General features: G+C 36.1%; 14 protein-coding genes and 2 tRNA genes. 12 read left to right on the plus strand and 4 right to left on the minus strand.

The genetic code is table 11. From position 1 onward, the window contains the following. The first annotated feature begins 41 nt into the window (after nucleotides 1-41). From DW761_RS11080 to DW761_RS11090, 3 genes are read left to right on the plus strand one after another with little or no spacing between them, the layout of a single operon-like run. Complete coding sequence (locus DW761_RS11080) at nucleotides 42-1,151, plus strand: metallophosphoesterase family protein (RefSeq protein ID WP_117452442.1); 1,110 nt, start codon at nucleotides 42-44, stop codon at nucleotides 1,149-1,151. Between the two features lie 3 nt (nucleotides 1,152-1,154). After that, nucleotides 1,155-3,743 (plus strand): AAA family ATPase, encoded by a 2,589-nt coding sequence (locus DW761_RS11085; RefSeq protein ID WP_117452441.1) that lies wholly within the window; start codon nucleotides 1,155-1,157, stop codon nucleotides 3,741-3,743. A gap of 5 nt (nucleotides 3,744-3,748) precedes the next feature. Beyond that, the gene (locus DW761_RS11090; protein ID WP_117452440.1) at nucleotides 3,749-4,471 is read left to right on the plus strand and encodes an NAD-dependent protein deacylase; all 723 of its coding nucleotides are present in this window, start codon (nucleotides 3,749-3,751) and stop codon (nucleotides 4,469-4,471) included. Between the two features lie 26 nt (nucleotides 4,472-4,497). Here DW761_RS11090 and DW761_RS11095 read toward each other — a convergent pair whose 3' ends face one another. The 3 genes from DW761_RS11095 to DW761_RS11105 all read right to left on the minus strand — a co-directional run bounded on the left by DW761_RS11095 (nucleotide 4,498) and on the right by DW761_RS11105 (nucleotide 6,687). Beyond that, a complete protein-coding gene (locus tag DW761_RS11095) occupies nucleotides 4,498-6,102 on the minus strand; it encodes an ABC1 kinase family protein (protein ID WP_117518139.1) in 1,605 nt (534 codons plus the stop codon). Further along, nucleotides 6,092-6,415 (minus strand): aspartyl beta-hydroxylase, encoded by a 324-nt coding sequence (locus tag DW761_RS11100; protein WP_117452438.1) that lies wholly within the window; start codon nucleotides 6,413-6,415, stop codon nucleotides 6,092-6,094. The genes DW761_RS11095 and DW761_RS11100 overlap by 11 nt, the downstream gene beginning before the upstream one ends. Nucleotides 6,416-6,611: 196 nt before the next feature. Then, nucleotides 6,612-6,687, minus strand: a tRNA-His gene (locus tag DW761_RS11105). A 484-nt stretch (nucleotides 6,688-7,171) separates the two neighbouring features. On the opposite strand from DW761_RS11105, the gene DW761_RS11110 reads away from it, so the two are divergent. The 3 genes from DW761_RS11110 to DW761_RS11120 all read left to right on the plus strand — a co-directional run bounded on the left by DW761_RS11110 (nucleotide 7,172) and on the right by DW761_RS11120 (nucleotide 9,032). Further along, nucleotides 7,172-7,259, plus strand: a tRNA-Ser gene (locus tag DW761_RS11110). Nucleotides 7,260-7,424: 165 nt separating this feature from the next. Beyond that, nucleotides 7,425-8,264, plus strand: a complete 840-nt coding sequence (locus DW761_RS11115; protein ID WP_117452437.1) for a DegV family protein — start codon at nucleotides 7,425-7,427, stop codon at nucleotides 8,262-8,264. Nucleotides 8,265-8,276: 12 nt separating this feature from the next. Then, the gene (locus DW761_RS11120) at nucleotides 8,277-9,032 is read left to right on the plus strand and encodes a PHP domain-containing protein (protein WP_117518141.1); all 756 of its coding nucleotides are present in this window, start codon (nucleotides 8,277-8,279) and stop codon (nucleotides 9,030-9,032) included. A 35-nt stretch (nucleotides 9,033-9,067) separates the two neighbouring features. On the opposite strand, the gene DW761_RS11125 is transcribed toward DW761_RS11120, so the two are convergent. Beyond that, complete coding sequence (locus DW761_RS11125; protein WP_117518143.1) at nucleotides 9,068-9,673, minus strand: HAMP domain-containing histidine kinase; 606 nt, start codon at nucleotides 9,671-9,673, stop codon at nucleotides 9,068-9,070. 177 nt (nucleotides 9,674-9,850) lie between these two features. On the opposite strand from DW761_RS11125, the gene DW761_RS11130 reads away from it, so the two are divergent. Genes DW761_RS11130 through minD form a run of 6 tightly spaced genes read left to right on the plus strand, consistent with a single transcriptional unit; the run spans nucleotide 9,851 to nucleotide 13,660 of the window. After that, on the plus strand, nucleotides 9,851-10,255 hold the full coding sequence (locus DW761_RS11130) for an SPOR domain-containing protein (RefSeq protein WP_117452434.1): 405 nt from the start codon (nucleotides 9,851-9,853) through the stop codon (nucleotides 10,253-10,255). After that, nucleotides 10,252-10,929 carry a RadC family protein gene (gene radC / locus DW761_RS11135; RefSeq protein ID WP_117518145.1) on the plus strand — a complete coding sequence of 226 codons (678 nt, stop codon included), beginning with the start codon at nucleotides 10,252-10,254 and terminating at the stop codon, nucleotides 10,927-10,929. The genes DW761_RS11130 and radC overlap by 4 nt, the downstream gene beginning before the upstream one ends. Before the next feature lie 49 nt (nucleotides 10,930-10,978). After that, on the plus strand, nucleotides 10,979-11,809 hold the full coding sequence (gene mreC / locus DW761_RS11140; protein WP_117452432.1) for a rod shape-determining protein MreC: 831 nt from the start codon (nucleotides 10,979-10,981) through the stop codon (nucleotides 11,807-11,809). Then, on the plus strand, nucleotides 11,809-12,366 hold the full coding sequence (locus DW761_RS11145; RefSeq protein WP_233513086.1) for a rod shape-determining protein MreD: 558 nt from the start codon (nucleotides 11,809-11,811) through the stop codon (nucleotides 12,364-12,366). The genes mreC and DW761_RS11145 overlap by 1 nt, the downstream gene beginning before the upstream one ends. Next, nucleotides 12,339-12,947, plus strand: a complete 609-nt coding sequence (locus tag DW761_RS11150; RefSeq protein ID WP_117452431.1) for a hypothetical protein — start codon at nucleotides 12,339-12,341, stop codon at nucleotides 12,945-12,947. The genes DW761_RS11145 and DW761_RS11150 overlap by 28 nt, the downstream gene beginning before the upstream one ends. Next, complete coding sequence (gene minD, locus DW761_RS11155; protein ID WP_117518147.1) at nucleotides 12,884-13,660, plus strand: septum site-determining protein MinD; 777 nt, start codon at nucleotides 12,884-12,886, stop codon at nucleotides 13,658-13,660. Before DW761_RS11150 ends, minD begins: the two co-directional genes overlap by 64 nt. Nucleotides 13,661-13,705: the final 45 nt, after the last annotated feature.

Below are 13,705 nucleotides of genomic sequence, written 5' to 3' on the forward strand. Positions count from 1 at the left end.
CAGATAAAAATCTGCTTTTTCTATCTGGAGAGGAGATATATATGCGTATACTACATACAGCAGACTGGCATTTGGGCATTGATTTACATCGAATGTCTTTATTAGAAGATCAAAAATACTTTTTTCAACAATTACAAGCCATCATCAAAGAAAAACAGGTAGATGTTATCATAATCGCAGGAGATATCTATGATACTGCCCTTGCGAATAAAGAGGCAATCCGTTTGTATGATCAAATGATGAGCTGTTTATGTCTGGAAATGAAAAAAGAAGTTATTGTGATTGCGGGAAATCATGATTCCGGAGAGCGTTTATCATCATTAAAAGATCTGGTAAAGCCTATGGGATTGCATATATATGGGCGCATGGACCAGGAAGTAGAACCATTGATCATACAAAACTGTGCATTTTATCCTATACCTTTTTTTCATTTAGAAACTATGCGCAATGTTTATCAGGCAAAGGTAAAAAATCTAGATGAAGCTTTTGCGATGATATTGGAAAGAGCTAAACAAAAGACGGTAAATATATCCACCCATATCGCGATTGCGCATACTTTTTGTGCGAATGCAAGCGTCAGTGAAAGTGATCGTTTTGCGAATGTCGGCGGTTCTGATTTGGTATCGGCAGATGTTTTTTCAGATATGCAGTATACAGCACTTGGACATTTACATCGTAAACAAAAGCTACACCACCATGTTTACTATAGTGGCTCTCCCTTAGCTTATTCTTTCTCAGAAGCCCAATATAAAAAAGCTGTCTTGATTTATGATAGTGAAACAGATGAGGTAGAAGAAATAACAATCCATCCACTTCATCCCCTAATCAGCCTACAAGGCAATTTTGATCAGATACAAAAAATTATACAAGAAGGCCTAGATACCAATGCTTATTACAAAATAGAACTTCAAGATCAAAGTGTACAGTATGAAATGATGGATTATTTCCGTGAGCATGTGGAAACACTATTACAATTAAGTGGCAAGAATGCTTTACAAAACCAAAATGTCAGTATCGCATTGGATGAGATGGAAGAAATGAATGATTTAGATATTGTTTCCCATTTCTTTCAGGATTATTATGATGAAGTATTAGATGAAGAAGAAACAGGCTGGTTTTTAGAAGCCAGTCAGATGGTAGAGGAGGTGTAGGCCATGTTACCTGAAAAACTCACGATGCAGGCCTTTGGTCCCTACGTAGATAAACAAGAAATCGATTTTGATAATTTTTCACATCTGTTTTTGATACGGGGAGAAACCGGCAGTGGAAAAACCATGATTCTGGACGCAATGACCTATGCATTATATGGAAAAAGCAGTGGGGGACAGCGGGAAGAATTAGAGAGTATGCGTTCACGCTTTGTCAAAGATGATACACCTACCATCATTGATTTTACATTTGCTTTGCATGGAAAACATTATCGTTTTATGCGAAAAGTAGAAGTAAAAGAAAAACGCAATAAAGATAAGACAATAAAAGTAAGTGTTGATGCAGGAGAGATGCTCGATGATCAATTCTATCCATTCTTTGAAAATCCAAAACTTAGAAATATCGAAGAAAAAGCTATAGAATTAATCGGATTAACGCATGAACAGTTTATTCAGGTCATGGTACTTCCACAGGGCAAATTTGAGAAGCTGTTGACGAGTAAAAGCGAGGAAAAACAAGAAATTCTGCGTACCCTGTTTCAAATGGACAAGTGGGAAAATATTACGATTTATCTAAGTGATAAAGCCAACCTGATGAAAAAGCAGATGGATGAAAAAAAACAGCGCATGGATGCATTGTATCAGGGCGCCATGGTAAAAGATCAAGAAGATGTCTTATGTCAAATACAGGAAAAAGAAGCAGTTCTTCAAAAGATGGAAGAAAAATCTTTGATTTTAGAACATGATCTTACAAAACTTCAGGATATCCTAAATGAACAAAAAATGCTTCATGATCTGGTTGTGGAGCAACAAACATTATTAAAGAAACAAGGCCAGCTGCACCAACAGAAACAAATTATTGAAAAAATAAAACAGCGTATAGAAGAATATCATCAGGTAGAAATGATTCTGCCTTATTTTCACAGTTACAAGAAAAGTCAGATGGAACATCTAAAACGACAGGCAGACTTACAAAAGGCACAACAGCAGTGGAAGATCATGCAGGAAAAAATGCGTCACTTAGAAGATATGCGCAAGGATAATGAAAAAGGTATGATCATTTATCAAAACCTGCAGAATGAAGCGACATCTCTTCAAAACTGTAAAGAGGCATTTTTAGAATTGCAGCAGTTGCAAAAGCAGAAAAATCTATATCAGAATAAACAAAAAGAAATCAAGCAGCGCATGGAAGCACACAGCTTACAGTTAAAAGCTATTGAGGAGCAACATGAAACTATGTATCAGGCCTATTTGAATGATACGGCAATGCAGTTAAGAGAAACGTTGCAGGATCAAAAACCATGTCCTGTATGTGGGTCACTACATCATCCCTATGAAAAAATGATGACGAATCAATATGTAGATGTGATGGCATTAAAAAGCCTGAAAGAAACATTAGAACAGGAGAAACAAAAACAGTCAGAACTAGAAAAGCAATGGATAAAAATAAGCACAGATTATGATCATTACATCCATCAATATGCACAACAAAAAACTAGCTATCAAACAAAATTTTCTGCCTACGCATCACTTGATACTATTGAAAAATTACAAAATGAAGAAAAAAACTTAAAACAGAAGCTTTTGACAATTTATCAAAAACAACAACAGCAGCAAAAAGAAATTGAAAACATTTTACTAAAACACAAAGAAGCACAGGGCAAACTGGAAACAGCCAAAACAGAGATCATACGGGCACAAGATATGGAAAAAGAAGCACATATGGCATACCTTGCCCATTGCACAGAGGATATGAAGGAAGAAGTTTTACTACATCAGCCAGATGCCGCACAAATAAAAAAAGATGAAAAACAAATAGAAGAATATCAGACAATGATGATTAAAACAGCATCCCGCATGGAAGAAGTAACTCTGCAGTTAAAAAATAAAAAAATAGAAGATCTACAGATGCTGAATCAGGATATGATCAGGCTTCAACAGGAAAGAAAAGCACATATGCAAATGATGGCAGATGTAAAAAGCCGGATCGAGCTTTTAAAGGATATCCAAAAACAGGGCGCCAGCATGAGTGAGGAATATGAAAAACTACAGCCAAGTTATCAGAAACTTCTGCATTTTTCAAGGGCAATGCGGGGAGATAACAGCGTTGGTATTGAACGTTATGTATTGGGAATCATGCTTTCCAACATCACCGCAAATGCCAATCAGTTGTTAGCTGGTGTACATCATGGTAGATATCAAATCTATCGAAGCGAACATGCCAGTGGGAAAACTCGTAAAGCAGGACTTGAATTTTCAATATATGATGCCTATTCCTGTTCCATGCGTAATGTTGTTTCCTTATCAGGAGGAGAAAAGTTTTTAGTATCCCTGGCATTATCTCTTGCCTTATCTATGAGTGTACAGGCAAGAAATGGAGGAATCAGCTTTGATTGTATGTTTATTGATGAAGGCTTTGGCACATTAGATGAACATAGTATTGCGGATGCATTATCCATACTTGAAAAAATGAGTAAACAAAAAGGGAAAATTGGAATCATTTCCCACGTGGAAGTATTAAAAGAAAATATTCCAGGTGGAATCGAGGTTGAAAAAACACGAAATGGTAGTACAATCATAATCAGAAAGGACTGATCTAAATGTATGAAGAATTAAAAAAAGTAATTGAAGAAAGCAATCATATCGTATTTTTTGGAGGCGCAGGTGTCAGTACAGAAAGCAATATTCCTGATTTTCGTTCACAAAGTGGGATTTATAGTAAGAAAACCTATCCTTATCGTGCCGAAACAATGATTTCACACGACTTCTTTATACGCCATACCAAAGAATTCTATGACTTTTATTTCCATGAGATGGTGTATGAAAAAGCTATGCCAAATCCTGCGCATATCGCATTGGCAAAACTGGAGGCGCAAGGGAAACTAAAAGCCGTTATCACGCAAAACATTGATGGTTTACATCAAAAAGCAGGAAGTAAAGAAGTGCTGGAGCTACATGGCAGTATCCATCGCAATCGCTGTGTGGATTGTCATAAATTTTATACCTTGGAAGATATCTTATCTCAAAAAGATGGTGTGCCAGTATGTCCTGTTTGTGGCGGTATCATCAAACCGGAAGTTGTTTTATATGGAGAAAGTTTAGATATGGATGTCATGGAAAAAGCTGTATCTTATATTGAACAGGCAGATACCATGATTGTTGGAGGAACCAGCCTTGTCGTATATCCTGCGGCAGGATTACTCCAGTATTTTCATGGAAAACATTTGGTTTTGATCAATAAAGAAGCTACATCAGTGGATTCTCAGGCAGACATTGTCATACATGATCCTATCGGACAGGTGTTAAAAACGGTTGTAAAATAAAACGGATGAAAAATTTCATCCGTTTTTTAACGTTTTCTTTTGTGATGTTCTTTAATAACACTGAACAATAACCAGAATCCTAAACATAAAGCAGTCACATAACCGATAAAGCCGATGGCAGGAATGCCAAATACCTTTGGTGTCATCTCTGTTGTACATAACAGGGAACTGGCCATTAATAAACCAGCTGATACAATTCCTACGGTTAATTTATTCACCATATGATTGATGGTATTTAAAGGGACTGTAGAATCCATAACCTCCAGATTGATTTTCATTCTGCCCTTTAAACACATCTGAATCAATTCATTCAAATGCACAGGAATCTGTATACCATTGTTTCCAGCTTCCAAAATCTTTTGACTGGTGGAAGCGAATTCTTTCTTTAAGTCCATATGTTTCAGTTTATTCTCACTGACATGGTTTGCGGCAATGGTAATAATATTGATATCAGGATCTAATACTGTCATCGTGCTTTCAATTGTGACTAGACCTCTTGCCAGCATACTGATGCCTTTTGGCATGGAAATACGATGCTTATGTGCAATGGTAAATACCTCCTGAATCGCAAATCCAAGATTGATATCCTTTAGATCCAGATTGATATATTTATTCATAAAGGTTTCAATATCACAATACAGACCAGTATAATCAATGCGATCATCATGAACACCCAATACCAAGATAACATCCACTAGTTTCTGTGCATTGCTGCTGGCAATCGCAATCACGGCTTTTTTCATCAGGTCCTTATCCTGTCTTGTCAAAGTACCCATCATACCAAAATCAATCCATACGATCTGTCCATCACGGATACGAATATTGCCAATATGTGGATCCGCATGGAAGAATCCATCATCTACGATTTGCTTGATATAATTTTCTGCCAGTTTTTCAGCTATTTCTTTACAATCATATCCATTATCTTTTAATGCTTCAAAGTTATCAATCTGATATCCATCAATATACTCCATAACGAGTACCTTGCTGGTACTATAATCAGTTTCTATCTGAGGATATCCAATATATGTAATGCTGTCATTTAAATCCGCAAACCTCATCGCAAAATGCGCTTCATTTAAGAAATCCATTTCCTGTTTTGCGGTATACCAGAATTCATCCAATACGATATTTAAGTCAACAACACTGCCCAGCACTTCATTCAAACGCAATATCTTTACAGCACGACGTACCAAAGAGATATCACGTTCCATCATCTGATAGATATGAGGACGCTGTATTTTTGCGACAATGGATCTGCCATCTTTTAATGTTGCTTTATGTACTTGTGCGATAGAAGCACTCCCAAGCGGCTTTGGATCCATCTGTGGAAATATCTCAGCACGACTTACCCCATATTCTGCCTCTATCACCTGTTCAACAACAGAGAAGGGCATAGGGGCAACATTATCGCGCAATTTGACTAATTCCTTACAATAACGTTCACTGAACATATCCTGTCTACTGGACATGATCTGACCAATCTTTACAAACGTCGGTCCCAGATCTTCTAATATTTCTCTAAACTTTACAGGATCAATGCCCCGTGTTAAATGATGTTTTTTTAAAATACCAATGATTTGGGCAAGCCGTTTTTTACTGCTCAGGGTGCTGTTTTGATTATTCGCCATCCTGGCCAGGAGCAGATGGTTCTTCTTCATCCATTCCCTTTTCCAATTCTTCAATCTTCGCTTTCAGTTTCGCAAGGTCATCCTTGCTTACTTTTTCTAAATCACGGCTGATTTCATCAGCATTTGCCGGTGTTCTCAGCTTTTCTTTGATGTTGTGTTTCAATTCTTCATTTAAGACTTTGCCTTGTTCAACCGTGATTTCACCTTTCTTTACCAGCTGATCAACAACCTCTTTGCTTTTTTCAGCCGTTGTTGCCGCAGCGCCGATACCTGCAAGAATGATTTTCTTCATTTCATCACCAAGATTATTCATGTGTGATTCCTCCTTTGTATATATGTATATTTTATCACGAATCATCAAGAAAGTAATGTAAAAATACATTCTTTCACAAGTTAATCTTACAAAGGAATTTAATGGATATGAAAAAAAACAAAAACTTTTTGAATATTTTATAAATATATCTTCTATATACAAAAAAAACTGGCTTCGCCAGTTGCTTACTTTTATATGGGGCGGACGATGGGGATCGAACCCACGCATGACGGGACCACAACCCGCTGTGTTAACCACTTCACCACATCCGCCATGTGTTGTAAGCGAGTCATATTATAACCTATCCCCATCGTTTTGTAAACCCCTTTTTTGAAATTTTTTTATTTTTTTATTTGATTTTTTTTTAATCAATTAAAAGTTTTTGTTTTAATTGGTAAACTGATATATATATTTATACAACACAAATTATGAAAAGTTATTATTGAATAGGCAGTTATATATCCAGATTACAAAGATTTAAAAAGAACTTTCAGCGAATGAAGATAAATGATCACTTATACGATTTTGCAAACTAAAAATTTGGAAAATATGAATACTGCAATCAAACAGTTTTAATTTTTTTGATTATAGAAATTTGCTAAGATAAGGAATTGAAGAAACATATATAAATGAAATTTCATTATAGATTGTATAAAAACAATTCTTATTGGTTCTTGATAAGAAATATATAAAAAGAGATTGACAATTGCTTTAAAATCTGTAAAATTATAGAAGTGACTTGAATAAAGTAATTTTGGAGCGTTGGCCGAGCGGTTTAAGGCACCATCTTGGAAAGGTGGCGTAGTGAAAGCTACCGTGAGTTCGAATCTCATGCGCTCCGCCATAGAAAATCAAACGTCTATATACAGACGTTTTTTTGTTTTTATGCATGAGATGAGCAGGAAAGTCACTACGCGTTTAAAAACCGCATAAATGAATGGAAGTTCATCATTTACTTGGTTGTATTTATGATGAAAAATTGTTATAATTTCTAGCAAGGAGTGATTATATGAAAAACATCGCTTTACTATGTGATTCTAGCGCAGATATCACAAAACAAGAGGCAGAAGAACTAGATATCCATGTCATTCGTATGCCGATTACGATTAATGGAAAAGAATATATTGAAGAAGAAACGATATTTGATCAGGATATCATTGAAGCATTAAATAAAGAAGAACAAGTAAAAACTGCACAGCCGGTCATTGGCGATATTGTGAAAACCTGGGATCATCTGTTGGAAACTTATGATGAGGTTTTTTATCTGCCATTAAGCAAAGCTTTATCTGGTACATGTCATGTAGCGATTGGACTTGCGAAACAATACAATGGACGTGTAACTGTTGTGGATAGTGAATATGCTTGCTATCCAATCGTAAAACAATTACTGGCAGCAAGAGCTATGTTTGAAAAAGGCTATGATTGTGCAACCGTGAAAAAGAAACTGGAGGAAGAAACCAATATGTTTGCGATTCTGATTCCAGAAACCTTGACTGCTTTAAAAAATGGTGGAAGAATATCCCCAGCAGCAGCTGCTTTGGCAGGCTTGTTGAAGATTCAGCCACTTTTGAAAGTAGATCATGGCGCAATTGATTTGGTTGATAAAGTACGTACGCTGAAGAAAGCATATAAAGAAGGTATTCGTGTCGTTACAGAGGGCATTAATCCTGAAGAATATGACTGGATGATCATTGATGCCTATAATCGTTCCATGAGTGATGAATTAAAGGAAATGCTGGAAGAAGCAACTGGACAGCCTGTGGAACAGCATGTGTTCAAAGCAGTTATCATGTCCCATACAGGACCTGGTACGATTGGTTTTGGCAGAATCAAGAAATTGAAATATTAAGAGGTTATGAACATGATAGATGCACATGTGGCGCTTCCACAGCCATTTACTTATAAAGCATTAAAAGCATATATTGATGTGGCAGTTTCTAAAGGACTGGATGGAATCGTGATTTTAGAGCCTACTTATAAATTTCGTGAATTGAAATCTATGTATCGTGAGGTATGTGCAACATATCCTTATCAAAAGACATGGTTTCAAAAGGTGAATACAGCTTCATTAAAAGAGTATCAGGATTTTATCACAGAAATGCGAAAAAAAGAATTTCCCATTGATGTAAAATTTGGATTAGAAGCATGTTACTTCACACAGCATGAAAGCTATATTGCTGGTATTAAAGAAGCGTTTGATTATGATGTGTTTATTGGACGCATTCATTTTCTTGATAATATCGCCTTTGACTGGCCAAAGCATTCTCGTGAAATGATGTGGGATAAATATAACGCAGGTTATTTGTATCGTCGTTATTATGAAATGATGAATGCGATGCTGACATCCCATCTATTCGATGGTATTGCCGGTTTTGATAATATCAAGCTGATGAATGTGAAATGCCCTTTTAAGATGGATCATACATATCACAAAATGGCAACGTTGTTAGCGAAAAATCATATCTATGTAGAAGATGATGCCAGCATTGATTATCGTTTTCATCATGTGGATAAAGGTTTAAGCAAAGCGTTTCTTGCCATGTGTGAACAGCAGGGTGTAGAAGTCAAACGTGTAAGTCATGCAAGAAGTGCAGAAGAAGTTGGAAAATTTGAATAAGAAAAAAATGTGCGAAAACAATTAATTTCGCACATTTATTTTGCTATATTTTGGATAGATTGTGTATTTTGCAGCAAGGCATCCGTTAATGCAGTATTGTTGTCACTTACCTTCCAATCGCCATGCTCTTTTACTAAGTCAACAGTGACATGAATTGTTTTATCTTTGGAAGCTTTTGCCATATTGTCAAATAAAACAGTTAAGATCTGTTTCTGAATTTCTTTATCATCTACATCACTTTTTTTACTTAATTCATCAGCTTTTTTGGCAGCTTCCTTCATACCTTTATCTATAACGGCTGAAAAATCATACATGGTCAGTGTAACTTCTACACTGGCTTTATCCTCATCAATGGTTTCTTTTTCTTCCTTATGAGAGAAATCAAGCATCATATCATATACTTTTTTCTGCAGCTGTTGATCAACATCTTCCATATAATCTTCATCACGCAGTTCAAGGGCAGTGGCATCGTAATCTTTCCATGTACTGTTGGCTGCGATTTTCGTATTGTCACGATCATGATAGCCATCCAGGAATTCTTTGACGGTTTCTGTTGGTGTAATACTGTTTGATGTACATCCCTGCAAGGTGACTGGCATCAGTACCAAACCAGCGATTGCCAATAATTTTTTTATATTCACGAGTCTTTTACCTCCATTTTTTCTTTATTTTATCATTAATTTAAAAAAATTCAAAATTTTTTAGGAATTTCACATCAAAAAAACGTATGTATATATATGAGGAGGTGTTTTATCCTTTCTTGTCGAATCAGGTATGCCCATTGCGTCGATTACATAAATTGATATGGGAGGTGTACAATGAATCAGAAACGTATGATTATTATTTCAGCACTTGTTTTCTCTATATTGTTTACTGGATTTTATTATCTTTTGTTTTCTTATACCACACAAAATGAGGATATCCTACATAAGACATTATATATGAATCAGGTAGGTTTATATAAACAAGAGGATACCTTAAAGAAAATGCAGAAAAAATTAAAAGACCAGGGTATTGTTTCCTATACGTGGAAACAAAAAGATGTAACAGCAATCGTCTGTTATATTTCTACCAATATCGATGATACCAAAAATGGCCAGGATAAACTAAAATCTCTGGGGATCAATTATATTCAGAAAACAGCTGATATCGAAAGCAATGAAGTGGCAAAACTGATTGATGAAAAGAAATACCAGGAGGTACTGGAAAGGATTGCGGAATGAAAGTAAAAGATATGAATAAGGAACAACGTCCCAGAGAACATGCATTACAAGATGGTATTGAGGCACTTAACAACCGGGAGCTTGTGGCAATATTATTACGAAGTGGCAGTAAGACACGCTCGGCACTAGAAGTCGCTGATGAAGTACTGGCAAAAATGGAACATTTAGGAGAGTTAGATGTAGCACAATTAAATGATTTGATGGAAATTGATGGGATAGCACAGGCAAAAGCATTGGAGCTACAGGCAGCTTTTGAACTTGGCAGACGCATTGCTTTTGATAAAGTCAAACAGATGCATTGTATTAATAGTCCCAAGGATATTGTGGACTGGCTGAATCAGCAAATAGGTTTTATGAAACAGGAGCATTTTCTGGTACTCTTTTTGAATCATCATAACCAGATTGTTAGTTATCGTACGATGTTTAAAGGCTCTATGACATCAGCAAGTGTACATCCAAGAGAAATCTATAAAGAAGCTTTGGCCAGTGGCTGTGCAAAGATCATCTGTGTGCATAATCACCCTTCTGGAAATGTAGAACCCAGTGAAGCTGATATCTTATTGACAGAAGCTATTGATGCTTGCGGGAAGATGACGTGTATTCCTTTGGTGGATCATATCATTGTAGGAAAAAATTCTTATACAAGTTTGCGACAAAAGCAATTAATTGATTGAACTATTTTCGATTAGCCTTTATAATAATAGCAGTAAAGTTGGTGATAGCATGTCAAAATTAAATCGATTACAAAAAATACTGCTGGGATTGATCGCAGTATTTCTAATACTAGGTGTGATTCTGCGCAGTATGAGTGGCAGTCTGAGTGGAAATCTTGCATATGATGGTGTCAGTATGCTGAAATATGGATTGATTGATCAGCCACTTCAAACATTAAAAGGATGGATGAAAGATTTTTCTGATTTATGGGCGGTCAAGGATGAAAATGACAACTATAAATATCTGATCAGCACCATGCCAAGTATACAGGCACAAAATGATGAGCTGATAAGAGAAAATACGGAATTAAAAGAATTGCTGGATTTACAAAAAGATGAAACTGCATATAAATTAACATATGCGAAAGTAAAAAGTCGTGATCAGGCATACTGGAACAATCAGTTAACGATCAATAAAGGTAAAAAAGATGGTATCAAAGAAGGAATGGCAGTAAGAACCGCAAAAGGCTTAATCGGAAAGATTTCTGAAGTTAGTGAGTATTCCAGCACTGTGAAGCTTTTGACGAGTGAAGATAAACAAAACAATGTCATTATTAAGGTAAGCATTTCAGATAAAGAAGCCGTGGATGGTGTTTTACAAAGCTATGATGCAAGTAAAGGACGATACGTGGTTCAATTGTTTGATACATCAGATAAGATCAAGCAGGGACAACAGGTCATCTCCAGTGGAAAAGGGGAAGGTTATCCAGGGGGTATCTTTATTGGTACCGTGGATACTGTGCAGGCTTTGAATAATCAGACAGGACAGACTGTTTATGTAAAACCAGTGGATGATTTCCAAAGTTTTGAAACGGTTGCTGTTGTGACAGGTGAGAAATAATGTTGACGCATGCAGTATTTGTATTCATCTGTTTTATACTGGATGAAATATTGATGGTATTGTTTCCTGGCAGTTATCTGTTGAATGATTTGTTGTTTATCGCAAACCTTGGCTTTTGCGCCATGATTCTGACAATTCGTAAATTTGATTTTTTAGATTCTGTATTATTTGCTGTTTTATGGGGTATGTATTATGACTTCTTCTGCGCAAATACATTCTTGGTATATGCCATTGTCTATGGTATTGTCGCATGTTTATTGCGTTTATGGAGTAAACATATGACAGAAACATTAATTGAATCCTTAGTATTATGTATTGTGACAATTTTCGCCAAAGATCTTTTGGTATACTTCTATATGTATTTCCAAAGAGTGACAGCACTTATGTTTCTGGAATGGGCAGAACGCTTTGAATTGTTAACGCTGTTAGCGAATGCAATTCTGGTTATGATCATCGTTTTCCTGATGAGAATCAAAGATGATTATCTGTTTATGAAAGAAAAACGGATAAGAAGGAGCGAAAAGGTCGAATGGTTCAGATTAAAATCAAAGGATTAAAAGATGGCTTGCATCTGTTTGCACAATTTGATGATGAAACAATATTTTTAAAAGAATTAGAGAAAAGACTCAAAGCAATTTCAATGTATGGAAAAGCGATTGAGGCTTTTTTTCATATACCCGATGTCTGTGATGATACCTTATTATCATTGTTTGCCATCTGTGAAAATAATCATATACTGATTAAAGGATTTGATGAAATTGTTGAGCGAAAACAACAAATCAAAGAAGCAACTTTGTACAATGGGCAAATCATCACATTAACAGAAGATACCTTATGGATAGGGGATATGCGAAAAGGTGCCTATGTGCATGCTATGGGAAATTTATATGTGATTGGACATGTGGAGGCAGTGATTGATCTTTGGCATAAAGAAGATGTACTTGTGGCCTCCTCTATTACTTCCAAGGTGCGCATTTGTGATAGTGCATTTCAAAATGTGACAAGTTTCGCACCCATAAAAGCTTACTATAACAGGGAAAAAGTATTACTGAAAGCAGTAAAAGGAGGAGCTTTATGGGAGAAATCATTGCCGTTGCATCAGGAAAAGGCGGGGTTGGAAAAAGCAGTATCGTATTGAATCTTGGTGAAATGCTGGGAAACATGGATAAGAAAGTATGCTTGATCGATATGGATCTGGGATTAAAAAATCTGGATTATATGATGGGACTTGAAAATCGGGTAATATACGATTTAAAAGATGTCATGGAAGGACATTGTTCCTTACGGAAAGCGATGCTGCAGGATAAGTATTGTAGAAATGTTTATCTGATACCTGCCTGTAAAAGTGTTCAGATTCATGATTTTTCAAAGGAACAGTTGAAATTGATTGTAGAGGAGTTGGCAGGACAGTTTGATTATGTGTTCTTAGATGCCCCAGCGGGTATTGAAAAAGGTTTTGCATGCTCCATGTATTGTGTTGATCAAGTCATTGTTGTGACAACACTGGATGTGACAGCATTACAGGATGCTGATCGCATCATCGGTATTTTGATGCAGGAGGGAAAAGAAGAAATATCCTTTCTTGTGAATCGTTATTCACCCAAAGCCATAGAAAAAAAGATTGCGATTCCTTTAGAAGATGCGAAACGCTGGCTGGCGGTTGAATTTTTAGGATATGTATTTGAGGATGAAGAAATGCAAAGAGCAGGAAATATTGGAAAGCCAGCAGTTATCAAACGCAATCAGCCTGTTTATGAATGTTTTATGGCAATTGCGAAACGCTTACAGGGCGAACATGTAAATTTGCCAAAGCTTCATAAGGAAAGCTTTCTTTCAAAACTGTTTGGCTGACTGGTTTTTTTCATGCCAGTATGTTAAAATAAACCAGAAAGAAAG

Source organism: Absiella sp. AM29-15 (assembly GCF_003434225.1).
GTDB classification, from domain to species: domain Bacteria; phylum Bacillota_I; class Bacilli_A; order Erysipelotrichales; family Erysipelotrichaceae; genus Hoskinsella; species Hoskinsella hominis.